Below are 24589 nucleotides of genomic sequence, written 5' to 3' on the forward strand. Positions count from 1 at the left end.
GCCCCCCCCCCCACACCCGGCACAGCTGAGAATCGCCCTCGCAGGCTCGGGCTATTCACGAGTCAGTCCGGGAGCGGCAGCTCCGCGTACTGGTTGAGCGCCTCGGGGTTCGCCAGCGCGTCCCGGTTGGCCACCGGCTCCCCGGCGATCATGGCGGCGACCGCCTTCTCCACCTTCTTGCCGCTGATCGTGTAGGGCACGGCGGTCACGGCCACCACGTGGGCCGGCACGTGGCGTGGTGTCGTCGCCGAGCGGATGGTGGCCCGGATGCGCGCGACGAGGTCCGCGTCCAGGTCCGCCCCGCCGGCCAGGACGACGCACAGCACGATCTCGGTGTCCGCCCCGACCGGGCGTCCCACCACCACGGCGTCGGCCACCTCGGGCAGCCCGTCGATCGCCCGGTAGATCTCGGCCGTGCCGATGCGCACCCCGCCGGGGTTCAGGGTGGTGTCGCTGCGCCCGTGGATCACGACACCGCCCTCCGGGCGGATCTCGATGAAGTCCCCGTGGGTCCACACGCCGGGGTGCTGGGCGAAGTACGCGGCGTGGTAGCGGCTGCCGTCGGGGTCGTCCCAGAAGCCGAGCGGCATGGACGGGAACGGGCGGGTGCAGACGAGCTCGCCCTTCGCGCCGATCACCGGCTTGCCGTCGGCGTCCCAGGCCTCGACGGCCATGCCGAGGCTGCGAGCCTGCAGCTCGCCGCGGCGCACGGGCAGGGTCGGCACCCCCCCGGCGAAGCAGCCGATCAGGTCGGTGCCCCCCGAGACGGAGGCCAGTGGCACGTCGGCGCGGACGTTGGCGTACACCCAGTCGAACTGCTCGGGGGACAAGGGGGACCCGGTGGACAGGACCATCCGCAGGCTCGACAGGTCGGCGAGGTCGGCGGGCCTGACCCCCGCCCGCTCGTTGGCGGTGAGGAACCGCGGGCTCGTCCCGAAATGGGTGACGCGCGCCCGCTCGACCAAGCGCCAGAGGGTCCCGATGTCGGGGTGGGTGGGCGCTCCGTCGTACAGCACGATCGTGGCCGCGCTGGCCAACGCGGAGACCAGCCAGTTCCACATCATCCAGCCGGTCGTGGTGAACCAGAACACCACGTCGCCGGGGCGCACGTCGCTGGCCAGCCGGTGCTCGGCGAGATGCTTGACCAGGGTGCCGGCCGTGCCGTGCACGATGCTCTTCGGCGGGCCGGTTGTCCCCGACGAGAACAGGATCGCCAGCGGATGGTCCGCGGGCACCTGGGCGAAGACGGGCACGGTGGCGTCACCCGCCAGCAGGTCGTCGTAGCGCAGTCGGCGATGGTCCGCCAGGTCCGGACCGTCGCCGGTGACCTCGACCACGACGACGTGCTCGATCGCGGGGATCGCGTCCAGGACCGCTCCGACCTTGCCCGCCAAAGGGTGCAGCCGGCCGTTGTAGCGGTAGCCGTCGGCGACGGCGAGCACCCGCGGCGCGATCTGGCCGAACCGGTCGACGACGCCCTGCGGCCCGAAGTCGGGGGAGCACGACGACCACACGGCTCCGAGGGCGGCGGTCGCCAGCGCCAGCACGACCGTGGGGACGGTGTTGGGCAGCAGACCGGCGACCCGGTCGCCCGGTGCGACCCCGAGCGCGGCCAGGCCCTGCTGCGCGCGCGCCACCCGCCGGCGCAGGTCGGCCCAGGACACCACCTCGTCGGGGCGGTCCTCGCCGGCGGCGACGATGGCGGGGGTTTCGTCCTGCCGACGCAGGAGGTTCTCCGCCATGTTCATCCGCGCGTCGGCGAACCATCGGGTGCCCGGCATCCGCGGCTCCCCCATGACCCTCGAGTACGCCTGGGACGCCACGACCCCGCCGTCGCGCCACACCGCCGCCCAGAACGCCTCCGGCTCGTCGATCGACCACCGCCACAGCTGCGGGTACCCGACCTCGTGCCCAACGGCGTCCAGGGTGAACCGGTGCAGGAGCGTGGAGCGGATCTGCTCCGTGGACGGTGTCCAGAGGACCGCGCTCATGCGGCCATCGTACGGACATCACCATGCACGGTGTGCGAGGCTGGCCGGGTGAGCGATCTTCACGCGGACGCCGATGGCCTCCAGGTGTTGCTGCACCGGATCGCCGAGCAGCTGGACGGTCGGCGCGCCGAGCTGGTCGCGGGCCTCGCGCGAGCGGCGTACCGCCGGACGGTGGCGGCCCGGACGGCCGAACCGGATCCGTCCGTGATCGTCGCGCACCTGGAGGCCGCACTCGATCTCATCGATGCCCGCCCCCCCGGCACGCTGGCCCTGCGGGTCACCACCCCCGAGGAGCCCGCGGAGCCGGGCCGCCCCCGCAGCGGGACGGTCGTGGAGGTGGCCGTGGAGGACTCACCGTTCCTGCTGTCGACGATCAACGAGGAGCTCGCCCAGCGCGACTTCGAGCTCGTCGACGTGGCCCACCCGATCGTGGGCGTGGAACGCGGCGAGGACGGCTCGGTGACCAGGATCCTGCCCGCCCGGGACGCCGGCCGCCGCGAGGCATGGATCCGCATCGAGCTCGACCGGCCTCTGGAGACCGATGGCCTGGGCGAGCTCGAGGCGGCGCTGCGGACGGTGCTGTCCGACGCGCTGGTGGCCACCGACGACTACCAGGCCATGCGCGCCCAGGTGGAGGAGGCGGCGTTCGCCACCCGAGCGAGCGCCGGTGCGCGCTACGGCCCCGAGGAGGTCGACGAGTCGGTGGCGCTGCTGGACTGGTTGCTCGATGACCACTTCGTGCTGCTCGGCGCCCGCGACTACCGACTCGTCGACACCGACGCCGGCCGAGCGGTGGCCGTGCGTCCCGGCTCCGGCCTGGGCATCCTGTCCGACGAGTCCTCGTCGACGTTCGCTGAGCCCGTGCCGCTGTCCGACCTTTCCGCGGGGCTGCGCCGGCGCATCGAAGGCGGCGACCTGCTGCTCGTGTCCCGCACGAACCGGACCAGCACGGTCCACCGACGGGAGCGGATGATCTACGTCGGCGTGAAGATGGTGGGCGGCGACGGGGAGATCGAGGGTGAGTTCCGCTTCCTCGGGCTGTTCGCACAGAAGGCGTTCGCCCAGGCGTCGAGCTCGCTCCCGGTGCTGCGCCGCAAGCTGCGCACGATCCTGGAGTGGGAGGACATCGTCGAGCACTCCTACGAGGAGCGCGCGCTGCGCACCATGTTCGAGGCGCTGCCCAAGCACGAGCTCTTCCAGGCGGACACCGCCGAGCTGCACGCCCAGCTGATGGAGATGCTCGGCGCGCAGAGCCGGCAGGACGTCCGGGTGCTGTGCCGCACCGACCGGCGCAGCGCGTCGGTGCTGGTGATCGTCCCCCGCGACCGGTTCAGCGCCAGGATCCGCAAGCGCATCCAGCAGCTGCTGGTCACGGCGTTTCGAGCCGACACGATCGACTACCACCTGTCGATCACCGACAGCGACCAGGCGGTGCTGCACTTCGTCCTGCACGTCGGCGACACCCTGCCGCCGGTCGCGACCGACGCGCTGGAGCGCGAGATCGCGGAGATCACCCGGACCTGGGAGGACGACCTGGCCGCGGAGCTGGAGCGGGCGTACGGGGACCGCGACGGGCGTCGCCTCGCCGCCGCCTACGCCGGCGCGTTCCCGCCCGGCTACACCGACGCCAAGCCGGCCACCGAGGCGGTCGCCGACATCATCGAGCTGGAGCAGCTCGAGGTCGTGCGGATGGCCCTGCGGCCGTCGCCGGACCCTGCCGCGGACCCCCCGCTGCGGTTCATGCTCTACAAGGCCGGGCCGGGCGTGGAGCTGTCGACGTTCCTGCCGATCCTGGAGAGCCTCGGTCTGACGGTGGTGGAGGAGGTCCCCCATCGGCTCGCGCTGGCGAACCGGTCGGGAGGGGATGTGACGCTGCACGACTTCGGTGTGCGGACGGCGGCGAGCGTCACCGTGGACGTCGCCCGGGACGGCCCGCGGCTGGCGGCGGCGGCCCGCGCGGTCTGGGACGGCCGTGCGGAGGGCGACACCCTCAACCATCTGGTGCTGCACGCGGGCCTGGACTGGGATGACGTCACGGTCCTGCGCGCCTACCGCCGCTACCGGCGTCAGGTGGGAACGACCTTCACGGAGGCCTACCAGGCCCAGGCGCTGGTGGCGCACCCCGACGTCGCCCGCGGGCTCATGGAGCTGTTCGCGGCGCGGTTCGAGCCGGACGTCGACGGCCGGGACGTGCGGGTGGACGAGGCCCGTGACCGGGTGCTGGCCGGCCTCGACGCCGTGGAACGTCTTGACGCCGACCGCATCCTGCGCGGCGTCCTCGGGCTCGTCGACGCCACCCTGCGGACCAACCGCTACCGCACGGGCCGCACCAGCCTGACCTTCAAGATGGACAGCTCCCGGGTGCCGGGCATGCCGAAGCCCGTCCCGTCCGTGGAGGTGTTCGTCTACGCCCCCGAGATGGAGGGCGTGCACCTGCGGGGGGGCCACGTGGCGCGGGGCGGCATCCGGTGGAGCGACCGCCAGGAGGACGTGCGCACCGAGGTGCTCGGGCTCATGAAGGCCCAGATGGTGAAGAACGCCGTGATCGTGCCGACCGGCTCCAAGGGCGGTTTCGTGCTGAAGCGGCCTCCGTCGGAGCCGAGCGCCCTGCGACCCGAGGTGCACCGGCTGTACCAGCACTACATCCGCGGGTTGCTCGACGTCACGGACAACGTCGTGGGCGAGCGCTGCGTCCCGCCGACTGGGGTCACCCGCCACGACGGCGACGACCCGTACCTGGTCGTCGCAGCCGACCGCGGCACGGCCACGTTCTCCGACACCGCCAACGCGATCAGCGAGGAGTACGGGTTCTGGCTGGGCGACGCCTTCGCGTCGGGCGGGTCAGCCGGCTACGACCACAAGGCGATGGGCATCACCGCACGGGGGGCGTGGGTCGCGGTGCAGGGCCATTTCCGCGAGCTGGACATCGACGTCCAGACCGAACCGATCACCGTGCTCGGCATCGGGGACATGTCCGGCGACGTCTTCGGTAACGGGCTGCTGCAGAGCAGCGCGGTGCGCCTGGTCGCGGCGTTCGACCACCGCCACATCTTCATCGACCCGGACCCCGACCCCGCGGTGGGTTACCGCGAGCGGCAGCGGATGTTCGAGCTGGTGGGCTCGTCCTGGGCCGACTACGACCCGTCGGCGATCAGCCCCGGCGGAGGGGTCTGGTCGCGGACGGCGAAATCGGTGCCGCTGCCGGAGGCGGTGCGCGCCATGCTGAGCACCGACGAGCAGGCCATGAGCCCGCCCGACCTCATCCGTGCGCTGCTCGGCACGCCGGTCGACCTGCTCTTCGCGGGCGGGATCGGGACCTTCGTGAAGTCCAGCCTGGAGAGCGACGCCGACGTGGGGGACCGCGCCAACGACGCGATCCGCATGGACGCCACCGCCCTCGGCGCCCGCGTGGTGGGGGAGGGGGGCAACCTCGCGATGACCCAGCGGGCGCGCATCGAGTACTCGCGCCGGGGCGGGCACTGCAACACCGACGCGATCGACAACGTCGCCGGGGTCGACACGTCCGACCGCGAGGTCAACCTGAAGATCCTGTTGCGGACCGCGATCGACCATGGACGGCTCGACCGCGGCGACCGCGACGAACTCCTGGCGGCGATGACGGACGAGGTCGGCGAGCAGGTCCTGCGCGACGTGTACCTGCAGGTCTCGGCGATCAGCCGGGAGGTCGCCGACAGCGAGCACGCCATGGTCGCCTACGACCACCTCATGGAGGAGCTGTCCGACGAGGGGCGGGCGCCGGTGAGCCGGCTCGACCGCGACGTCGAGGCGCTGCCCTCGACCGCGGAGATGCAGCGGCGTCGGGCCGCGGGCGCGGGGCTGACCCGCCCGGAGCTGTCCGTCCTGCTCGGCTACGCCAAGGTCGAGCTGGCCGATGCCCTGCTGGCGTCCTCGCTGCCCGACTGGCCACCCCTCGAGGCGGGGCTGTCCATCTACTTCCCCGCCCTGGTCTCCGACCGCTTCGCCGACCTGCTCGGTCAGCACCGGCTGCGGCGCGAGCTGGTCGCCACGGTCGTGGCCAACGACCTCGTCAACCGCATGGGCATCACCTACGTCAGCCGGACCCGCCAGGAGCTCGGGTCCGCGACGGACGAGGTGGCTGCCGCCTACTGGGCCGCCCGCACGGTGACCGACGCCGACGCGCACTGGCGTGCGGTGGAGGCGCTGGACCAGACCGCCACGCCGGCTCTGCAGCGCGAGCTCGCGGCCGAGGTCGTGACCCTGGTCGACGTGGTCACCCGCGGCTACCTCCGGCCGGCCGAGCCAGCCGACCTCACCGACACCATCGGGCGTGACCGGGCGGCGTTCACCACGCTGATGGCGTCGATGGCCTCGCTCGGATCACCGGGCCGGCTCGGCGTCCGCCGCGGGCGCATCGACCGCTACGTGGACCTCGGTGTCGACGAGGAGCTCGCGGACCGCATCGTCACCGCGTCGGAGCTCACGTTCGTGCACGACGTGGCGACGGTCGCGCGCTTCAGCGGGTGGTCGGTGCCCGCCGTCGCGGAGGTCTTCCTCACGCTTTCCGAGCTGCTGCCGTTCGACGTGCTGGCCGCGCGCGTCGAGCAGGTGCCGGCCGAGAGCCACTGGGAACGCTGGCAGATGCGCGGGCTCACCGATGACCTGCGCGACCTGCGCCGGCGGACCGCGGCCCGCGCCATCCGCGAGGGTCCGCCGACCACTGCGGTCGAGACCGCCGAGCGGTTCCTGGCCACCCGCACGCCGGCGAGCACCCGCGTCGACGCTCTCGTCCGCCGTCTGCAGGCCGAGCCCGACGCGGGCCTGGAGGGTGTCGCGGTCGCCGTACGTGCCCTCCACGAGCTGCTGGACTGACGCGTCAGCGCTGGTCTATGGGCACGTAGTCGCGTCTGGTGGCGCCGGTGTAGATCTGGCGCGGCCGGTTGATGCGGGTGTGGGGGTCCTCCTTCATCTCCTTCCACTGGGCGATCCATCCCGGGATCCGCCCGATGGCGAAGAGCACGGGGAACATGTTGAGGGGCAGCCCCATCGCCCGGTAGATCAGCCCGGAGTAGAAGTCGACGTTGGGGTACAGCTTGCGCTCGACGAAGTAGTCGTCGGACAGCGCGGTCTCCTCCAGGCTGCGGGCGATCTCGAAGAGCGGGTCGTCGCCGACGAGCTTGGCGATGACCCGATCGGCGGTCTCCTTGATGATCTTCGCCCGGGGGTCGTAGTTCTTGTAGACGCGGTGCCCGAATCCTGGGAGGCGGAAGGGGTCGTCCTTGTCCTTGGCGCGGCGGACGAAGGTCTCGACGTCGTCGTCGGAGGCCTGGATCTGGAGGAGGGTCTCCACGACATCCTGGTTGGCGCCGCCGTGCAGGGGCCCCCACAGCGCGGTGATGCCCGCGGAGATGGAGCCGTACAGGTTCAGGTGGCTGGAGCCGACCATGCGCACGGTCGACGCGGAGCAGTTCTGCTCGTGGTCGGCGTGGAGGATGAAGAGCAGCGTGAGCGCGCGGGCCACCTCGGGGTCCACCTCGTAGGGCTCGGCCGGGACCGCGAACATCATGTGCAGGAAGTTCTCCGCGAAGCCGAGGGCGTTGTTGGGGTAGATGTAGGGCATCCCGATGGACGTCTTGTAGGCCCAGGCCGCGACCGTGGGCAGCTTGGCCATCAGCCGGTAGATGGAGACCTCGACGTCTTCCGGCTTGGAGGGGTCGTAGCGGTCCTGGTAGAAGGTCGAGAGGGCGCACACCGCGGAGGCGAGGATGGCCATGGGGTGGGCGTCGGTGGGGAAGGCGTCGAAGAACCGGCGCATGTCCTCTCGCAGCAGGGTGTGGCGGGTGATGTTGTGGCTGAACAGCGCAAGCTGGTCGGCCGTCGGCAGCTCCCCGTGGATGACCAGGTAGGCGGTCTCCAGGAAGGTGGAGTGCTCCGCCATCTGCTCCAGCGGGTAGCCGCGGTAGCGCAGGATCCCGGCCTCCCCGTCGATGAACGTGACCGCGCTCGTGACCGAGCCGGTATTGATGTAGGCAGGGTCGTAGGTGACGTGCCCGGTGTCGCGGCGCAGGTTGGTGATATCGAACGCTCGCTCCCCCTCTGACCCCGTGATGAAGGGGGCTTCGAAGGTCTGCCCGTCGAACACGATGCGTGCGTGGTCGCTCATGTACCCATCCTCGGCCCTCGGTGGTGTTTCCTGGGGCAGAGCGTACCCCCGGCACCCAGGCTGTTAATAGGGATTGGCGGCCTCGGCGAAGGCCGGATCGAGGTCCTCGGCACGCTCGCCCGGAAACGAGACGGTGGCGGGGTTGCCGTCGGAGACGTAGCGCTGGTCGGGGTTGTCCTGGAACCACTGGAGCCAGAACTCCGAGCCGTAGTTGGCCTCCCCGCCGTCCCAGCTCGATGAGCGGATGCGCGGGATCGCCAGGGGATCGAACTCCGAGGAGTAGGGCGACGGGGCGGGTCCGGCGCCGACGAGCAGCACGCCCGCATGGGCGTACGGGTCTCCCTCGTGCTCACCCGCGTAGGCGAGGTCCCGCGGGTCCGGCCAGATCCCCAGCGGCAGCGACAGCGTGACGACCTCCGCCTCCGGCACGTGGTCGGTGATCACGCGCGCGCCGAGGGCGAGCTCGCGGCGCACGTCGGCTGCGCTCGCCTGGCCGAGGTTCGCGTGACGCAGCGTGTGGTTGCCCAGCTCGAACCCATGCTCGTGCAGCCAGGTCAGCAGGGGTCCGCTCTCCGCGACGCCGAACGGGCCGGCGTTGATGTAGAGCGAGGCGACCGGGTCGGCGTCCTCCCAGGTCGCCGCGACGTCCATGAGGATCCCGATCGCGGTGTCGGGATCGACCTCGCCGGCGGGCGTCAGCGCGAACTGCTCACTGCTGGAGTCGTCGAACGTCAGCGCGACGGGCGTTGTCCCCGCCGGCACGTGGATCTCGCCGCGCACGAGATCGACCACGCGTACGGGGCGGTAGCCGGCGTCGTACAAACCCTCGAGCTCCGCGCGGAACTCCTCAGGCGAGCGGTCGTACTCACCACCACCGCCGTCGGTGACGCGGTGGTGCATGATGACGGGGATCTGGCCGAGCTCGTTGGCCTCGACCGATGCCGGGTCAACCGGGGGGTCCGTCTGCTCCGGGGTCGTCTCGACCGCCGGCGCGTCCGGGTCGGCGGGCGCCGGACCGGTCGCTGTCGGCGCCCCCTCGTCCGCTTGGCAGGCCCCGAGGGCCAGCGCAGCGGCGCAGAGGATGATGATCGCCCGACGTGCCACAGGGGATTCCTTGCTCGTCATTTGAACTTGCTCATATCGGCTGGAACCGGCAGGATAGCGCTCCTGCAAGTCGCCCCGTTCCGTGGGGCCGTTGCCGGGCGCCGAGACCCCGATGCCCGTGTCCGTACCGTGCCCCGTTGGGTTCGCGCCCTCGAGGATCGCCATGACCGCTCGTGTCCGGCTCACCACCCGCGGACGTGCCGCCATCGGTACGTTCGGCGCTGGCGTCGGCCTGGGCATCGCGCTGAGCCTGCAGACGGGCATGGTGGCGTTCGCCGCCGACGGTCCCAACGGTGGCGCCGTCCTCGGCCAGGCCGCGCTGCCGGACCTGGAGTTCCGGGTCGAGGTTCGGCGATTCCTCGGCATGGACGGCGCTGAGCTGCACCTGGGCGACGAGGACGTCACCGACCGCGCGGAGATCCAGGACGACGTCGTGGTCTACCGCCCGGAGGACCTGCCCGACGGCAGCTACACGCTGGTGCTCACCGTTGACGGGGGGTTCCCGTTCGGTGCCGCACGCCAGCAGTGGGACTTCACGATCGACACGGCGCCCCCGGCGCTCGCGGTCACCGAGCCCGCCGAGGAGGTCGAGCCGGGCGAGCCGGTCACCATCGCCGGAACGGTGGACCCCGACGTGACGCTGCTGGCCGACGGCACGGCGGTCCCCGTCGAGGACGGCCGGTTCAGCCTCGACATGGCGGAGGCGCCCGAGGCGCCAGTGGTGTTCACCGCCACCGACCCGCTCGGCAACGTCGCCGAGGAGGGGTTCGTCGTCCCGGTGGCGCGTGCCCGCCCCGATGCGGTCCGCGCGGTCCACATGACGGCCTACTCATGGGTCACCCCGAGCCTTCGCGACCCGGTCCTTCAGATGATCGCCGAGGGCAAGATCAACACGGTCGAGCTCGACCTCAAGGACGAGTCGGGCGACATCGGATACGACTCGCAGATCCCGCTCGCGCAGGAGATCGGGGCGTCCAGGGGGATCTACGACCTCGACGAGGCCCTCGCCGAGCTGCATGCCCTCGACGTGCACGTGATCGGTCGGATCGTGGCGTTCCGCGACCCGATCCTCGGCGACGCGATGTGGGAGCGCGGGGAGCGCGACCAGGTCCTGCAGACGGCGGACGGCAGCCGCTACGCGGGGTACGGCGGGTTCACCAACTTCGCGCATCCCGCGGTGCGCCAGTACAACATCGACATCGCCGTCGAGGCGGCCGAGGCGGGGATCGACGACATCCTCTACGACTACGTCCGCCGGCCCGACGGCAGGCTGGAGAACCTGGTGATCCCCGGCTTGGAGAACTCCTGCGAGGTGCTGGAGAGCGATGGGTGCACCCCGGAGAACTCGGTCGTGGCCTTCCTGGCGGAGAGCCGTACGGCACTCGAGCCCCACCGGGTCTGGCACGGTGCGTCGGTCTACGGCATCGCCTCGGACCGTCCCACCGAGATCGCCCAGGACATCCCGGGCATGGCGGCGTACACCGACTACATCGCGCCGATGGTCTACCCGTCCCACTGGGCGCGCGGGGAGTTCGACGTCGCCGACCCGAACAACCAGCCCTACGACATCGTGCACCGCTCCGTCGGGGCATTCCTGGAGGTGGTGGAGGGCACGGAGACCCGCATCGTGCCGTGGCTGCAGGACTTCAGCCTCGGCGTCAGCTACGGCCCCGAGCAGGTCCGTGCGCAGATCGATGCCGCCGCCGATGCCGGGACGGACGAGTGGATCCTCTGGTCAGCGAGTGTGCGCTACACGACCGACGCCATCGACCCTCAGGAGTAGGAGACTAGGCCGCGCCCTGGCGCCGCAGCAGCTCCCGCGCCGCATCCTCGGAGAGCGCCCCCTCGGTGAATCTGCAGATGCTGGCCACCGCCTCCTCGGTCGTGACCAGGTCGGCGGCGATGGCCTCACGTAGCTTGGTGACGTGCTCGGCGAGGGCGGCCTCGTCGACCGGCTTGGTCGGCCGGCGGGGCTTGGGCCGGGCTCGGGGCTGGGGGCGCGGGGCCCGGGCGGGCCGGGGTTCACGAGCCGGTCGGGGCGCCTCGGGGTCGTGTCGTGCGTCGTGGATGGACTTGGCGATCAGCACCACCACGACGATGATGACGGTGAGCACGATGAAGATCGGCATGGTGGTCGCACCTTTTCCCGGTTCGGGTCTCACGGCGGTCCGGTCCTGCGCTGCGCGTCCCGCGCCGCAAGGATGAGTCCCCCGCTCGCTCCTGCGATTGTGGCACGCCTGCGCGCCCACCTCGACCGCATCTCCCCGCCGACCGAGGCGGCCGAGGCGGCTGGGCGCCTGGGCGGGCGGTGCGAGCGGCGCTGCCGCCCTATGCCGTGCGGTGGCTGCGGCAGGACCGGTAGCGGGGCGTGGCGTGCTGCTACCGGGGGACGGTCACGAGCGGGGGGCGTTCCAGGATCTCGACCATGCGGTGGCGCTCGGTGACGCGACCATTGTCGGTGCGTTCGAACTGCGTGTAGGCGTGGGGCAGCGCATCGGCCAGGGTGGCCCGCTGCGCCTCGCACAGCCGGCGCATGGCGACCTGCGCGATGGCGTAGGCCATGACGGACAGGTCCGCCAGGGGCTGGTTGCGGTGGATGCGCTCGCCGAGGTCGACCTGCGCGATGGCGTCCCGGCCGACGTGGCCGAGGGCGTCGACCAGCAGCCCGAGCTCCACCCCGTACCCGGTGAAGAACGGCAGCGCCTCCAGCAGGGCCCGACGGCCCGCGTACTCCCCGGCCAGCGGTTGGACGAGGCCGGCCAGCTCGGGCCAGAAGAGGTTCAGGAGGGGCCGGGCGAGCAGCTCGGTGACCCGCCCGCCGCCGGAACGGTCGATGCCGCCGTCGGTGGCCAGCGGCCGGTCGTAGAAGCCCTTGACGAGATGGATGTCGGGGTCGGCCAACAGCGGGCCGAGCAGTCCCCAGACGAAGCGGGCGTCGGGGTTGCGGATATCGGCGTCGACGTACACGACGAGGTCGCCGGAGGTCACCGACAGGCCGCGCCAGAGCGCATCGCCCTTGCCCTGGGTGGCCCCGAACTGGGCCAGGAGCCCGCTGTCCTGGAGCACGTGCGCCCCGGCTTCGGTGGCGCTCACGGCCGTGCTGTCGGTGGACCCGCCGTCGATGACCACCACCTCGTCGACCAGGCGCCCGCGCAGGGAGCCGATGGCCTCCACCATCGCCCCGATGGTGGCCTCCTCGTTGCGGGCGGGCAGCACCACGCTGACGGTGGTCCCCGCGGCCGCTTTGCGCCGGCTCAGCTCAGCGACGTCGAACTGGCCGCAGGCGAACGTGCGATCGCGGAACCAGCCCGGCCCGTCGCGGCTGATCATTGCACCTCGAGGGTGCCCTCCATGCCGGCCGCACGGTGGCCGGGGACGCTGCAGTAGTAGGTGTAGGCGCCGGCTGCGAGCTCAAGGGTGCCGGTGCCGGTCTCCCCGCCGTCGGCCTCGACGACCAGCGTGTCGCCCGCCTCCTCCACGGTCACGTCGTGCAAGGCCGCACCCTGATTGTCGAGGAAGAACGTGACCTCGCCGGCCTCGCCGGTCTCCGGAGCCTGCTCGAAGTCGATGTCCACGGCGACGAACACCAGCGCCCCCTCGGGGGCCTCGGCGCCCGTCTCGCCCTCGGCGCCCGCCTCGGCGGCGTGCTCCTCCTCGTGCTCGATCGGACGGATGCCGGCGGCGGCCCCGGCGGCGCCCGCGGCGGTCACCCCCACCATCGCGACCACCAGCCCGATGCCGAGCGCCTGGGACGACACGTGTGGACGCGCCGCCACCATGCCCGCGAGCACGAGCACGTAGCTCGCGACGAGCAGGGCGAGGAACACCGCGCCCACACTGGAGATGGCGAGGAAGATGCGCGAGAGGCTGAACGCGAACAGGCCGAACGCGGCGAGGGCCCCCACGGGCAACATGAGCGGGACGAACACCCGCGCGCGGAAGTCCTGGTTCATTCGGTCCTCGTGGTCGACTGGAGTGTGGCGGCTTCGGTGTCGCCCTGTAGATCGCGCCAGTACAGGGCGTCGGGCCCGCCGGACTCGCTCTCGCTCGCCCAGCGGAAGAACAGCACGGCGATGGTGCCCCAGAGGATCAGGCCTCCACCGATCTTCATCAGCAGTCCGGCGATCTGCTGGTCCTCGATCACCGTCATGAACGCCCACAGCCGCGGCGCCTCCGCGTAGGCGGGGTACAGCGGACCTTCGGAGAAGGTCAGGAACGACGCCGGTACCGTCGGCACGATCGAGTGCGCGAAGAGGTAGGCCATGCGCCCCGGGTAGGTCAGGTGCGGCAGCTCTGGCAGCGGCGACAGCACCGGCCACCACAGCACCACGCCGAGCACGACGGTGGCGACGTGGAGGGCGAGGTGGAAGGCGGCGACACGCACGGATGCGTCGACGACGGCCGGCCAGTGCGTGGCGGCGATGAACGCGTTCACGGTCACGAGGGCGACCAGCGGCTTGGTCAGCAGGCGTGCCGTGGACCACACGGGGGCGGGGCGCAGGAGACGCCGCCACAGCCATCCGGGGGTGCCCAGGATCAGCAGCGGTGGGGCCGCGTACAGGAACAGCATGTGCTGGACCATGTGCACGCTGAACAAATAGTCCTCCGCGATGCCGTGGATCGGCCAGTCGGAGGCGATCCACAGGACCGCGACGCCGGCGAAGAAGCACAGCCGCTGATGGGCGGTGGCGGCCTGGCGCCCCGGTGCATGCGAGGGCCCCCACGCCGACAGCGTGTACAGGTAGCCACCGACCAGGGCGACCGCGAGCAGCCACGCGTCCGGGTGCGGCTGCCAGGAGAAGGCGTCGGCGGGCATGGGGGTCAGGCCTGGATCATCTGGGCGGAGAGGAACATCGTGGCGACGACGATGCCGAAGACCGTGGCCGCGAGGGCGAGCCCCACCATGAAGACCCGCCGGAAGAAGGTGTGGTCGAAGCGCAGGTGCATGAACCACGCGACCACCAGCAGGAACTTCACGACGGTGAGGAACAGCAGTGCCGGGACCGCCACCGTGCGCACGACCGGCGCGAAGTAGAGCGCCACCTCGAGGGCGGTCAGGACCGCGAGGATGACGCCGATCATGACGTACTCGCTGACGCCGGGATGCCAGCCGTGCTCGGACTCTGCCATGGTCGATTACTCCGCGGGGATGAGGTACACGACGGTGAACAGGACGATCCACACGATGTCGACGAAGTGCCAGTACAGGCCGATGCTCTCCACGGTGCCGGCATGGGAGGGGGTGAGCCGGCCGGTCAGGGACGCGGCCCAGATGCCGAGCAGCATGAGGATGCCGACGGCCACGTGGACCCCATGAAAGCCGGTCAGCACGAAGAACGACGAGGAGAAGGCGCTGGTGGTCAGCCCGAAACCCTCCTCGACGAAGAACGTGAACTCGTAGATCTGCCCGGCGAGGAAGACCGAGCCCATGCCCGCGGTCGCCAGGGTCCAGACCCGGAAGCGGCGCATGTCCCCACTCTGGACGGCGGCCAGAGCCAGCACCATGCCGAGCGAGGACATGAGCAGGATGAACGTCGACACCGAGGTGAAGGGGATGTCGAAGATCTCGCTCGGTCCCGGACCGTCCGCGGTGCGGTCGAGGTAGATGAGGTAGGTGGAGATCAGCGCCCCGAAGAACAGGCACTCGGAACCGATGAGGCTCCACATCCCCATCTTCTCGTTGGACAGCCCGAGGCTGGTGTGGTGGGCGTCCTCCCCGCGCTCTGCGGGCTGGATCGTCGCGTCAGCCACTTAGTGCTCCTCCGCGCTCGGTTCGAGGGCCCACCCGAAGAGGCCGGCGATCGTGATGACGCCGCCGACGGCGATCAGGATGGGGGTGAACAGGACGCCGTACGCCATGATCGGCATGCCGAATGCGGCGACCAACGGGTAGTACGACGGGTCGGGCATGTGGATGTCGTGCGCCACGTCGCCCGCGTCGGCCCCTGCCTCGCCGGACCCGCCGGACGGCACCCGCAGCGGCGTGCGGCTCGGGTCCCCGGACGCGTACTTGCGGTTCCAGAAGTCGTCGCGTGTGCGCACCACGGGGACCTCGTTGAAGTTGTGCACCGGGGGTGGGGAGGTCGTGGACCACTCCAGGGTGCGGGCGTCCCAGGGGTCGTCGCCCGCGGGCAGGCCGCCCTTGCGGCTCTTCAGCACGTTGATGACGAACACCAGGAAGCCGAGCGCGATCATGTAGCCGCCGACCGTGGCGACGAGATTCCAGAGGTTCCACCCCATGCCGTCGGGATAGGTCGCGACCCGGCGCGGCATGCCCTGCAGGCCGAGGACGTGCATCGGGCCGAAGGCCAGGTTGAAGCCGACGAGCATGAGCCAGAAGTGCAGCTTGCCGAGCCGCTCGTCCATCATCCGGCCCTTGACCTTCGGGAACCAGTAGTAGAAGCCGGCCATCAGCCCGAAGACGGCGCCGCCGAACATCACATAGTGGAAGTGGGCGACCACGTAGTAGGTGTCGGTCTGCTGGTAGTTGTGGGGCACGATGGCGTGGGTGACCCCGGACAGCCCGCCGATGGTGAACATCGCCACCATCCCGATGGCGAAGAGCATGGGGGTGCGAAAGCGGATCTGGCCGCCCCACATCGTCCCGAGCCAGTTGAAGATCTTGATGCCCGTCGGCACGGCGATGAACATCGTGGACAGCGCGAACGCGGCGTTGGCCACGGGGCCGAGACCGACCGCGAACATGTGGTGGGCCCACACGCCCCAACCCATGAAGCCGATCGCGATGCCCGAGAAGACGATCGCGGTGTAGCCGAACAGCGGCTTGCGGCTGAAGACGGGCAGGACCTCGCTGATGATCCCGAACGCCGGCAGGATGATGATGTACACCTCGGGATGGCCGAAGAGCCAGAACATGTGCTGCCAGAGCACCGGGTCACCGCCCAGGGCAGGGTTGAAGAAGTTCGCCCCGTAGCCGATGTCGAACATCAGCTGCCACAGGGCCACGCCGATGACCGGCATGGCGAACAGCATGAGCACGCTGGTCACCAGGGTCATCCAGATGAACACCGGCATGCGCATGAGCGTCATCCCCGGGGCGCGCATGTTGAGGATGGTGACGATGAAGTTGACGGCGCTGGCCAGCGACGCGATGCCCGCCAGCTGCAGTCCCAGCGAGTAGAACATCATCCTGGCGCTCTGCTCGCTGGCGAAGCCGAGCGTCTCCCCGAGGGGGTCACCGCCGAGGACGTTCAACGGGGCGTAGGCGAACCAGCCGCCGTCGGGGGCGCCGCCCAGCAACACGCTGGAGTACAGGAAGATGCCGGCGAACAGGAACACCCAGTAGGACAGGGCGTTCAGGCGGGGGAAGGCGACATCGCGCGCGCCGATCATGAGCGGCAGCAGGTAGTTGAAGGCTGCGGACCCCAGCGGCATGACCCCGAAGAAGATCATGGTCAAGCCGTGCATCGTGAACAGCTGGTTGTACTGGTCGCGGGTCAGGAACGCCATGTCCGGGCTGGACAGCTGCGTGCGCAGCAGCAGCGCCTCGATACCGCCCAGCGAGAAGAACAGGAACGCCGTGGCGAAGTAGAGGATGCCGATCTTCTTGTGGTCGATCGTGGTGAACCAGCTGCCGAAGCCGGTGGTGGCCTTCGGGCGGCGGAAGGCACTCCCGCCGGTCGTTGGCTGCTCTTGGGTCGTGGTCACTGGTCGCCCCCAGGGATGCGGAACACGAGGCTCATGGCGATCTCCTGTCGCACGGTGCTCACTCGAGGGTCTGCAGGTACTCGACGAGGGCGTCGACCTGGTCGTCGGGGAGACCGAGGTCAGGCATCTGCGCGCCCGGCTTGATCTCCGACGGGTTGCGCAGCCACGCCGCGAGCGTCTCGTCGTCGTCGTTGTCGAAGATGCCGCCCGCGAACACCTCGCGGCTCGCGAAGTGCGTCAGGTTGGGCCCGACCCGCTGGTCGTTGTTCTCCGGGTGGCCCTCGATGACGTGGCAGGCGACGCAGTGCACCCCGAACAGCTCCTGGCCCTCGGCAGCCAGGCCCTCCAGGTCGGTGCCTGCCGGCTGCGACTGCGCGGCGAGCCAGCCGTCGAAGTCCTCGGTGGTGTGCGTCACGACCTCGAAGCGCATCTCGGCGTGGGCGAGGCCGCAGAACTCCGCGCACTGGCCCGGGTACCGCTGCCCGGGCTCCTCGGCCTCCAACCGCATGATGCGCTCGTAGCCGGGGATGACGTCCTGCTTGCCGGCGAGGCTCGGGACCCAGAAGCTGTGGATCACGCCGGCCAGCGACTGGTCGCTGCGTGACCCCGTCGGGTCAGCCTCGTCGTAGCTGTCGGGGATCGCCGGGCTGAGCGACTCCATCTGCAGGCGCACCGGCCGGTCGACCGGGATGTGCAGCTCGTTGGCGGTGACCACCCCCTGCCCCTCGTCGCCGAGGTACTGGAACTCCCACCAGAACTGCTTGCCGATGACGCGGACCTGGAGGGCCTCCTCGCCCGGGTCCTCCGCGAGGGCGAAGATGCCCCCGATGGTCGGCACGGCGATGACCGCAAGGACCAGCGCGGGGATGGCCGTCCAGATGAGCTCCAGGCGGGTGTTGCCGGCCACCTGCTTCGGGGGGTCGGTCTGGCCGCGATCGCGGAACCGGACCACCGCCACGATGATGGCTCCCTGCACCAGGATGAAGACGCCCACGGCGATGGGGAACACCAGGTCCCACAGCCGGTCCTGCGATCGGGCGATGGGGCCCTGCGGGTCGAGGGCGCTCTGGGGGAACTCCCCGGCCGTGTCGCCGCCGATGGCGCAGCCGCTGACCACCAACACGGCCCCCAGCAGCAGCCCCCAGCCCACGAGGCGGCGTCGAGCCCTCATCTCTCCTCCGTGTTCAGCAGACGACGAGCAGGAAACAACTCAGGCAGGGTGGCGGCGCACATCCTGCCCTGGGTTCCTTACGCAGACTCAAGACCGGTTGACTTGTTCGGCGCCAAGGGGATGGCGCGCACCGCTCGCCGCTAGTGTGGCATGGACGGCGGCCGGACACGAAATGCCGTCCCCGGAAGTGCTCCGCCGGTGGCGGTCTCCTACGCTGATCCACCCTCGACGACGGGGAAGTCCACCCGCGCCACCTCGTTGCCGTCCGCGTCGAGCACCAGCTGGTAGCCCTCTAGGACACCCCTTGCTTGCGCTTGTTGACGGCGTCGTCGATCAGGCGCCACAGCTGCTCGCGCACCTCCATGAGCGCCGCCCTCATGTCGGGCTCCTTCGACGTGGCCACGAGCGGCGCGAAGTGCGGCAACCCGCACTCCAGGGTCACCTTCTGCGACGTCGTGTCCCGCTCCTTGACGGTCAGCAGGAGGTCCGTGCCGTCAGCGGGGAAGCGCTGCAGGCGCCGGTCGAGCTTCTCCAGCCGCTGCACCACCCGGTCCCGCTCGGCGGCGGTGAAGCCGTCTCCCAGGCGCAGCTGGGCGAGGGACGCCCGGCCGGTGTCCTCGTCCTCCTTGCCTGCACCGGTGCCCAGCCCGAGCTCCTCGACGTCGAGCTTGCGCAGACGTTGCCGGATGAGCTCCCCGGAGAGGCCGGTGGCCTCCTGCACCACGTCCACCAGTCCGGAGAAGTCGTCGCCGATGACCTCGAGCTTCTGGCGATCGACCTCGGGGAACTCCTGCAGGACGAAGGGGCGCAGCGCGGTGAAGTGGCGTTCCCATACCCGGGGGGTGAGGGGGCGCATCGATGTCTCCTCTGTCGAGCCGTTCTGCGGGTGTCCTGGGTACAGTGCTGCCCTGACTCGCCGCATCGCACACCTGCCCGAGGAGGCCTGTGATGGCTGACACCCCGCTCCCACCGCCTCCTTCCGCCCCGAACGGCCAGGTGCCCCCGCCCCCGGCGCCTGCCAGGCGACCGCCCCCTGGAGCGGGAGTCAGCCGGGTCGTCGTGTGGGTCGTCGTCGGTCTCGTCGTCGTGGTCGCCGGGTGCAGCACGGTGCTGTACGTCGGTGGCTCACGGCTCGTGCGCACGGCAAGGGCGCCGGTCGACACGGCCAACGAGTTCCTGGACGGGGTCCGCGCCGGGGGGCCGGCGGCGGCCGGCCGCGAGGTGTGCCCCGGCGCCTTCGAGCTGGCGGACGAGCTCGCGACATCGGAGGGGCAGCACCTGTCAGAGGTCCACGTCGCCGGCAGCGGGACCGCGGCCGTGTCGGGCACCGTGACCCTGGCGGGGGGGCGGACCAGGCCCCTCACCGTCGAGCTGCGCCGCCTCGACGACGGCTGGTGCGTGTCCGCGACCCGGTTCGAGACCGCTCCAGGCTAGGACGCCGCCCGCCGACCGCCCCGAGGTGCCGTGCCCGACATCCGACGCAACCCAGACCTTGACGACGCGTTGGCCGACGGTCTGGTCATGCTGTGGGCTGCGGTGTCCAACGCCGGCGGCGCGGTGGGGTTCGTGCCGCCGGTCACGGGGGCCGAGGTGCGACCGGTGGCCGAAGCGGCGTTCGGGCGGGTGCGCGCCGGTGTCGACGACCTCGTGGTCGCCTACGAGGGCCAGACGCCGGTCGGGCTCGGTTTCCTCGCCACCAACGACTGGGCCCTGGCCCGGCACTGGGGCGTCGTCAAGCGTCTGCAGCGCCACCCCGACCACCGCGGGCGGGGGGTCGGCAGGGTGCTGCTCGCCGAGCTCGAGGCCGCGGCCCGCGATCGGGGACTGGGCCGTCTCGTCCTGACCGTGCGCGGGGGCACCGGGCGCGAGGGGTTCTATCTGGCTGCGGGGTTTCGGATGGACGCGCGGCTGCCGGGACGGATCCGGGTCGGCGACCACGACGTGCGGGAGGAGCTGGTGATGTCCAAGGTGCTCGATGGTGACGACCCGGTGGCACCGGGCTCGCCGGGCTCGCCGGCGACCTTGGAGGTCCGCCGGCTCGACCCGGGGCTCGCGCTGCCGTCCTACGCCCACCCCGGGGACGCCGGTCTGGACCTGGCAGCCCGGGAGCCGGTGACCCTCGGGCCGGGGGAGCGGGCGGTCGTGCCGACGGGCGTGGCCGTCGCGGTGCCGCCGGGCTGCGTGGGGCTCGTGCACCCGCGGTCGGGCCTGGCCGCCCGGTGCGGGCTCGGGATCGTGAACGCACCGGGGACCATCGACGCCGGCTACCGCGGGGAGATCAAGGTCGTGCTGATCAACCTCGACCCGCGGCAGACGATCACCCTGGCCCGGGGCGACCGTATCGCCCAGCTGCTCGTGCAGCGGGTCGAGGCGGTGACCGTCACCGAGGTCGCCGAGCTGGCGCCGACCCCCCGCGGTCAGGCTGGCTTCGGCTCCACCGGTCCCTGATCGCCGATCGCTGCATCGTCGGCTGCGTCGGCCGCGTGAGATCGCCGGCCAAGGCTTGCACCGCAGGGCTGCGTGCGGCACGATTGCAGAGTCACGCGGACGTGGCGCAGCTGGTAGCGCGCCACCTTGCCAAGGTGGAGGTCGCGGGTTCGAATCCCGTCGTCCGCTCTGCTCCACCACGGTTCGCCGCACCGTGGCGGTGCGGTCACATCCGGCAGGTCGCCAGTCCGCGCTTCTCCAGGTACTGCTGGTGGTAGTCCTCGGCCAGGTGGAACGGCGGTGCCGGCGCGATCTCGGTGACGATCGCCTTGCGGTAGCGACCCGAGGCGGAGACCGCGGCCTTGGACGCCTCGGCAGCCTTCTCCTGCACCTCGTCGTGCACGAAGACCACCGAGCGGTACTGCGTGCCCACGTCGGGGCCCTGGCGGTCGCGCTGGGTGGGGTCGTGGGCCTCCCAGAAGACCGCGAGCAGCTCCTCGTAGCTCACCCGCGCCGGGTCGTAGGTCACGGCAACGACCTCGGCGTGGCCGGTGCGGCCCGTGCACACCTGTTGGTAGGTCGGCTGATCGGTCGTGCCCCCCGCGTAGCCGACGGCGGTGGCGCTCACCCCCCGGACCTGGCGGAACGCCGCCTCCACACCCCAGAAGCAGCCGGCGCCGAACATCGCTGTCTCCATGCGCGAACCTCCTCGTCGGGTGGTGCCATCCACCGTACTGCCTACATGTTGGAGGAGTGTCCGGGAAAGAGCTTGGCGTCAGGGTCGATGGCGATGGCGGCGTTGTTGACCGCGGTCGCCGCCTCCCCGAAGCCCACCGAGATGAGCTTGACCTTGCCCGGATAGTCCGTGATATCGCCTGCGGCGAAGATGCGCGGCAGGTTCGTCGCCATGTCCGTGTCGACCAGCAGCGAGCGCTTGTCCTGGTCCAGCCCCCAGCGCTTCAGCGGGCCGATGTCGGCCTTGAAGCCCAGCGCGGCGACGATGGCCTGGACCTTCAAGGTCTCGCGCTCGTCGGTCTTGTTGTTGAAGACCTCGACGGCGGTGACCTCGTCGACCCCGTGGATCTTGGCGACTTCGGTGAACGTCAGCACCCGCGCCTCGGAGTCCATGACCTGCTGCACGGTGTGCTCGTGGGCCCGGAACCGATCGCGCCGGTGGGCCAGCGTCACGCTGGCGGCGATGCCCTGCAGGTTCAGCGCCCAGTCGAACGCGCTGTCGCCGCCCCCGACGATCAGGACGTCCTTGCCCTCCATCACATCGAGCTTGGGGACGAAGTAGACCAGGCCGTCCCCGTCGAAGTCCTCGGCCGCGGGCAGCGGCTTCGGGGTGAAGGTGCCGATCCCCCCCGTGATGAGGATCGCTCTGGCGTGCACCCGCGCGCCCCTGTGGCTGGTGACCGTCATGGTCTCGTCGTCGTGGCGCTCCAGCTCCTCCGCGCGGTGGCCGAGCACGTAGGTGGGTTTGAACTGGCTGGCCTGCTCCACGCAGTTGTCGATGAAGTCCTGGCCCTTGATGGACGGGAACCCACCGATGTCGAAGATCAGCTTCTCGGGGTACATGGCCGCGACCTGCCCACCGGGCTCGGGCAGCGAGTCCATGATGGCGGTCGTCAGGCCGCGGAAGCCCGCGTAGTAGGAGCCGTACAGGCCCGCCGGCCCGGCGCCGATGATCAGCAGGTCGACCTCGATCGTCTCGTCACCCCCGCTGGTCACCGGGGCAGGGGCCGTGTCGCTCACGCCGCATCCTTTCACAAGATGGTCTGGTCACAAGATGGTCTGGACCCCTACGCTAACGCCCCGTGGTCCCCGGGGGCATCCCCCCAGGGCGGGAATCAGCGGGCGAGCTGGTCAAGCTGCCAGTGCTGGAAGGAGCTCAGGGCCGCGTGGCCGCCGAGCAGCGTCACGCGGGCGAGCCCGCGCCCCGCCCGGTCGGCCAGGAAGGCGCTGGCGTGGGGATCACGGTGGACGTCGGTGCCCGGCACGATCATGAGCAGCTGGCGGCGCTTGGCGGCGAGCGGCCCACCGGCCAGGGCGTCGGGGAAGCGCTCGCCGAGCGCGACCACCAGCCCGCTGTCGTCGAGCTCGGGGATCTGCGGCTGTGCCCACTCGTTCACCCGCGCGGCCGTGGCGTACCGGGACGGGCCGAAGACGCGGGTGACCAGGTAGCCCTCCCGGCGCAGCTCGTCCACCACGCCCTCGCCGACGGCCGCCGCCCCACCGGCCACCACGACCTCGGTCGTGCCGGCCTCCTCCAAGGCCGTGAGCGTCGAGGTCGGCAGAGCGTCCGAGCTGGTCAGCAGGATGGGCATCCCGAGCATCCCGGCGGGTCCGGAGGCGGACAGCGCGTCGGGGAACGCCCCGCCGACCACCAGAAACGCCCGGGGGTGGCCCGCCCCCAGCTCCTCGGCGATGGCCGCTGCGGTGGCGTACCGGTCGCGCCCGGCAACCCGGCGTACCTGGTAGCTGCTCGCCAGGCGGGACTGGACCCCGGCGCCGATGGCGTTACTGCCGCCGAGCAGCGTCACGCTGGTGGGACGCAGCGCCGCCAGCGCGAGCAGGGTCTCCTGGGGCAGGTCGCCCTGTTCGGTCAGCAGCAGCGGCGCGTTCCGCCGGACCGCCAGCGGTCCGCCGGCGAGCGCGTCGGCGAAGGTGGCCTGGGTGGCCAGGAAGACCTCTTGGGCACCGTTGGGATGCGACTCCCGGGCGATGGCCGCGGCCGTGCCGGCGCGGGAGGCGCCGGCAAGCCGATCCGAGGCGTCGAAGTCGTAGGCGTGGTGCACGAACAGCCCCGTGGCGACCGGACGCAGCGCCGCGTCACAGCACGCCCGGTTGCGCAGCGCGCCGTCGGTGACCATCTGCGTCGACCCGCCCCCGTCCAGGGCCAGGCCGTCGACCGCGCCCATCTGGCGCAGGAGGTGCGCCAGCTCGTGCATGGTCATGCCGACCGAGTAGCCGGGTCGGCGCCCGTCCACGGTGACGAGCAGCACGCGGCCGTCCGCGGTCCGCCCGATCGCCGACCGGGGATGGCGCACGTCGGAGTGCGTGCCGGGGGAGAAGCCCTCCGTCTCCCAGGTGCTCGGGTCCGTGCGCTCGCCGTCGCGGACGATCAACGGACCCGCCGCCAGCCCGTGGCGGATCTGGCCCCAGAGCCCGCCGTCGGTGTGCTCGGGCTGCAGGCCCACCCGGACGACCGCGCTGCTGCCGGCGGCCGCGCCGGAGAACTGCGTCGCGTGGTCGCCGTGGGACACGATCACCGCGCCCCCCGCCGGGATCGTGGCGCTGCCCTCCCCGACCTGGACCGAGCTGACCGTGCCCTGGGCCGAGCCGCTCGGGCGGGGCGCGAGCCCGGCGACCACGAACGCGCGCACCGGCAGGGTGGCGGTCTCGTCGCGGAGCGCCCGCACGTTCACGGTCGCCCCGAACGCCGGCGTGTACACGAAGCTGGCGTGGTTGCCGTCGGGGGCGGGCGGCGTATCGGCGTGGTAGCGGTTGACGCCGTTCAGACGGACCGGGGAGGCGGTGCCCACGGCCACGTCCTGGTTCGAGGCCAGCCGGTCCATGATCAGCTGGCCGTCGGGGAGGCTGGCCACCGTCCCGCGCGGCCCGCCGCCCTGGGTCTGGGCCTCAGACTGCAGCAGGTGGTCCACGGCGAAGAAGCCGTTGGGGTCCCCGACCGGGTTGGACAGCCAGAACCCGCCGTTGATGCCGGCCACGCCGCCATCGGGCAGCAGCCGGGCGCCCATCGCCGGCACGCTCTCCACACCCGGGACCCTCCCCTGCCCCAGGTGCGGGCGCAGCTCCAGGGACTGGTCGGTGGCCTGGAACTCCAGGACGTTCGCGACGGCGGGCCGGCCGTCGTCCAGCCGCAGGGAGAGGTGCCGGCGGTCCAGTCCGGGGAACACCGGGATGCGGTGCTCGTCCACGGTCGTGGAGGCGCCCGTGACCGTCCCCGACAGGGCACCCGCCGGCGCGGTGACGGGCGCCAGGGTGAGGGCGGCCACCACGGCAAGCGGCAGGCAGCGGGCAAGACAGCGACGCACGGCGGGCTCCAGGGCTGAGCGGTGACGG

19 protein-coding genes and 1 tRNA gene are annotated in these 24589 nt (G+C 71.3%); 5 read left to right on the forward strand and 15 right to left on the reverse strand.

Annotation, left to right across the window (positions count from 1 at the left end; all coding sequences use genetic code 11):
- Positions 1-62: 62 nt before the first annotated feature.
- On the reverse strand, positions 63-1991 hold the full coding sequence (locus WD250_16605) for an acetoacetate--CoA ligase (GenBank protein ID MEX2621839.1): 1929 nt from the start codon (positions 1989-1991) through the stop codon (positions 63-65).
- Positions 1992-2039: 48 nt separating this feature from the next.
- Here WD250_16605 and WD250_16610 point away from each other — a divergent pair, with 48 nt between their 5' ends.
- Positions 2040-6842: an NAD-glutamate dehydrogenase gene (locus WD250_16610; protein MEX2621840.1), complete on the forward strand. Its 4803-nt coding sequence runs from the start codon at positions 2040-2042 to the stop codon at positions 6840-6842.
- A 4-nt stretch (positions 6843-6846) separates the two neighbouring features.
- On the opposite strand, the gene WD250_16615 is transcribed toward WD250_16610, so the two are convergent.
- Together WD250_16615 and WD250_16620 are read right to left on the reverse strand one after the other, a co-directional pair.
- Positions 6847-8133 carry a citrate synthase gene (locus tag WD250_16615; protein ID MEX2621841.1) on the reverse strand — a complete coding sequence of 429 codons (1287 nt, stop codon included), beginning with the start codon at positions 8131-8133 and terminating at the stop codon, positions 6847-6849.
- Positions 8134-8196: 63 nt separating this feature from the next.
- Positions 8197-9237 (reverse strand): polysaccharide deacetylase family protein, encoded by a 1041-nt coding sequence (locus tag WD250_16620; protein ID MEX2621842.1) that lies wholly within the window; start codon positions 9235-9237, stop codon positions 8197-8199.
- 163 nt (positions 9238-9400) lie between these two features.
- Between WD250_16620 and WD250_16625 the strand changes: the two genes are divergently transcribed.
- Entirely contained in the window at positions 9401-11020 is a 1620-nt protein-coding gene (locus tag WD250_16625; GenBank protein ID MEX2621843.1) for a putative glycoside hydrolase, read from the forward strand.
- A gap of 4 nt (positions 11021-11024) precedes the next feature.
- Here WD250_16625 and WD250_16630 read toward each other — a convergent pair whose 3' ends face one another.
- The 9 genes from WD250_16630 to WD250_16670 all read right to left on the reverse strand — a co-directional run bounded on the left by WD250_16630 (position 11025) and on the right by WD250_16670 (position 18932).
- A complete protein-coding gene (locus WD250_16630) occupies positions 11025-11366 on the reverse strand; it encodes a hypothetical protein (protein ID MEX2621844.1) in 342 nt (113 codons plus the stop codon).
- Between the two features lie 250 nt (positions 11367-11616).
- Positions 11617-12567: a glucosyl-3-phosphoglycerate synthase gene (locus WD250_16635; protein ID MEX2621845.1), complete on the reverse strand. Its 951-nt coding sequence runs from the start codon at positions 12565-12567 to the stop codon at positions 11617-11619.
- Positions 12564-13190, reverse strand: coding sequence for a plastocyanin/azurin family copper-binding protein (locus WD250_16640; GenBank protein ID MEX2621846.1), 627 nt, complete (start codon positions 13188-13190; stop codon positions 12564-12566). Before WD250_16640 ends, WD250_16635 begins: the two co-directional genes overlap by 4 nt.
- Entirely contained in the window at positions 13187-14053 is an 867-nt protein-coding gene (locus tag WD250_16645; GenBank protein ID MEX2621847.1) for a cytochrome c oxidase assembly protein, read from the reverse strand. The genes WD250_16640 and WD250_16645 overlap by 4 nt, the downstream gene beginning before the upstream one ends.
- A gap of 5 nt (positions 14054-14058) precedes the next feature.
- Complete coding sequence (locus WD250_16650; protein ID MEX2621848.1) at positions 14059-14367, reverse strand: cytochrome C oxidase subunit IV family protein; 309 nt, start codon at positions 14365-14367, stop codon at positions 14059-14061.
- A gap of 6 nt (positions 14368-14373) precedes the next feature.
- Positions 14374-14988 carry a cytochrome c oxidase subunit 3 gene (locus WD250_16655; protein ID MEX2621849.1) on the reverse strand — a complete coding sequence of 205 codons (615 nt, stop codon included), beginning with the start codon at positions 14986-14988 and terminating at the stop codon, positions 14374-14376.
- Positions 14989-16905 carry a cytochrome c oxidase subunit I gene (gene ctaD / locus WD250_16660; GenBank protein MEX2621850.1) on the reverse strand — a complete coding sequence of 639 codons (1917 nt, stop codon included), beginning with the start codon at positions 16903-16905 and terminating at the stop codon, positions 14989-14991.
- A gap of 58 nt (positions 16906-16963) precedes the next feature.
- Entirely contained in the window at positions 16964-18076 is a 1113-nt protein-coding gene (locus tag WD250_16665; protein ID MEX2621851.1) for a cytochrome c oxidase subunit II, read from the reverse strand.
- Positions 18077-18368: 292 nt separating this feature from the next.
- Positions 18369-18932, reverse strand: a complete 564-nt coding sequence (locus WD250_16670; protein ID MEX2621852.1) for a hypothetical protein — start codon at positions 18930-18932, stop codon at positions 18369-18371.
- Positions 18933-19024: 92 nt separating this feature from the next.
- On the opposite strand from WD250_16670, the gene WD250_16675 reads away from it, so the two are divergent.
- The 3 genes from WD250_16675 to WD250_16685 all read left to right on the forward strand — a co-directional run bounded on the left by WD250_16675 (position 19025) and on the right by WD250_16685 (position 20692).
- Complete coding sequence (locus WD250_16675; GenBank protein MEX2621853.1) at positions 19025-19510, forward strand: hypothetical protein; 486 nt, start codon at positions 19025-19027, stop codon at positions 19508-19510.
- 30 nt (positions 19511-19540) lie between these two features.
- Entirely contained in the window at positions 19541-20524 is a 984-nt protein-coding gene (gene dut / locus WD250_16680) for a dUTP diphosphatase (protein MEX2621854.1), read from the forward strand.
- 95 nt (positions 20525-20619) lie between these two features.
- Positions 20620-20692, forward strand: a tRNA-Gly gene (locus WD250_16685).
- Positions 20693-20729: 37 nt separating this feature from the next.
- Here WD250_16685 and msrA read toward each other — a convergent pair.
- The 3 genes from msrA to WD250_16700 form a co-directional block, all read right to left on the reverse strand.
- Entirely contained in the window at positions 20730-21200 is a 471-nt protein-coding gene (gene msrA, locus WD250_16690; GenBank protein MEX2621855.1) for a peptide-methionine (S)-S-oxide reductase MsrA, read from the reverse strand.
- Positions 21201-21241: 41 nt separating this feature from the next.
- A complete protein-coding gene (locus WD250_16695; protein MEX2621856.1) occupies positions 21242-22258 on the reverse strand; it encodes an NAD(P)/FAD-dependent oxidoreductase in 1017 nt (338 codons plus the stop codon).
- A 95-nt stretch (positions 22259-22353) separates the two neighbouring features.
- Positions 22354-24561 (reverse strand): cell wall-binding repeat-containing protein, encoded by a 2208-nt coding sequence (locus WD250_16700; GenBank protein ID MEX2621857.1) that lies wholly within the window; start codon positions 24559-24561, stop codon positions 22354-22356.
- Positions 24562-24589: the final 28 nt, after the last annotated feature.

This window comes from Egibacteraceae bacterium (genome assembly GCA_040905805.1).
Lineage (GTDB): Bacteria > Actinomycetota > Nitriliruptoria > Euzebyales > Egibacteraceae > DATLGH01.

What these genes read in the sequence shown, in the direction of transcription:
- WD250_16605 (MEX2621839.1), bottom strand. Translation starts at nt 1,991, where the DNA reads ATGAGCGCGGTCCTCTGGACACCGTCCACGGAGCAGATCCGCTCCACG.
- WD250_16615 (MEX2621841.1), bottom strand. Translation starts at nt 8,133, where the DNA reads ATGAGCGACCACGCACGCATCGTGTTCGACGGGCAGACCTTCGAAGCC.
- WD250_16625 (MEX2621843.1), top strand. Translation starts at nt 9,401, where the DNA reads ATGACCGCTCGTGTCCGGCTCACCACCCGCGGACGTGCCGCCATCGGT.
- WD250_16630 (MEX2621844.1), bottom strand. Translation starts at nt 11,366, where the DNA reads ATGCCGATCTTCATCGTGCTCACCGTCATCATCGTCGTGGTGGTGCTG.
- WD250_16635 (MEX2621845.1), bottom strand. Translation starts at nt 12,567, where the DNA reads ATGATCAGCCGCGACGGGCCGGGCTGGTTCCGCGATCGCACGTTCGCC.
- WD250_16640 (MEX2621846.1), bottom strand. Translation starts at nt 13,190, where the DNA reads ATGAACCAGGACTTCCGCGCGCGGGTGTTCGTCCCGCTCATGTTGCCC.
- WD250_16645 (MEX2621847.1), bottom strand. Translation starts at nt 14,053, where the DNA reads ATGCCCGCCGACGCCTTCTCCTGGCAGCCGCACCCGGACGCGTGGCTG.
- WD250_16650 (MEX2621848.1), bottom strand. Translation starts at nt 14,367, where the DNA reads ATGGCAGAGTCCGAGCACGGCTGGCATCCCGGCGTCAGCGAGTACGTC.
- WD250_16665 (MEX2621851.1), bottom strand. Translation starts at nt 18,076, where the DNA reads ATGAGGGCTCGACGCCGCCTCGTGGGCTGGGGGCTGCTGCTGGGGGCC.
- WD250_16670 (MEX2621852.1), bottom strand. Translation starts at nt 18,932, where the DNA reads ATGCGCCCCCTCACCCCCCGGGTATGGGAACGCCACTTCACCGCGCTG.
- WD250_16675 (MEX2621853.1), top strand. Translation starts at nt 19,025, where the DNA reads ATGGCTGACACCCCGCTCCCACCGCCTCCTTCCGCCCCGAACGGCCAG.
- msrA (MEX2621855.1), bottom strand. Translation starts at nt 21,200, where the DNA reads ATGGAGACAGCGATGTTCGGCGCCGGCTGCTTCTGGGGTGTGGAGGCG.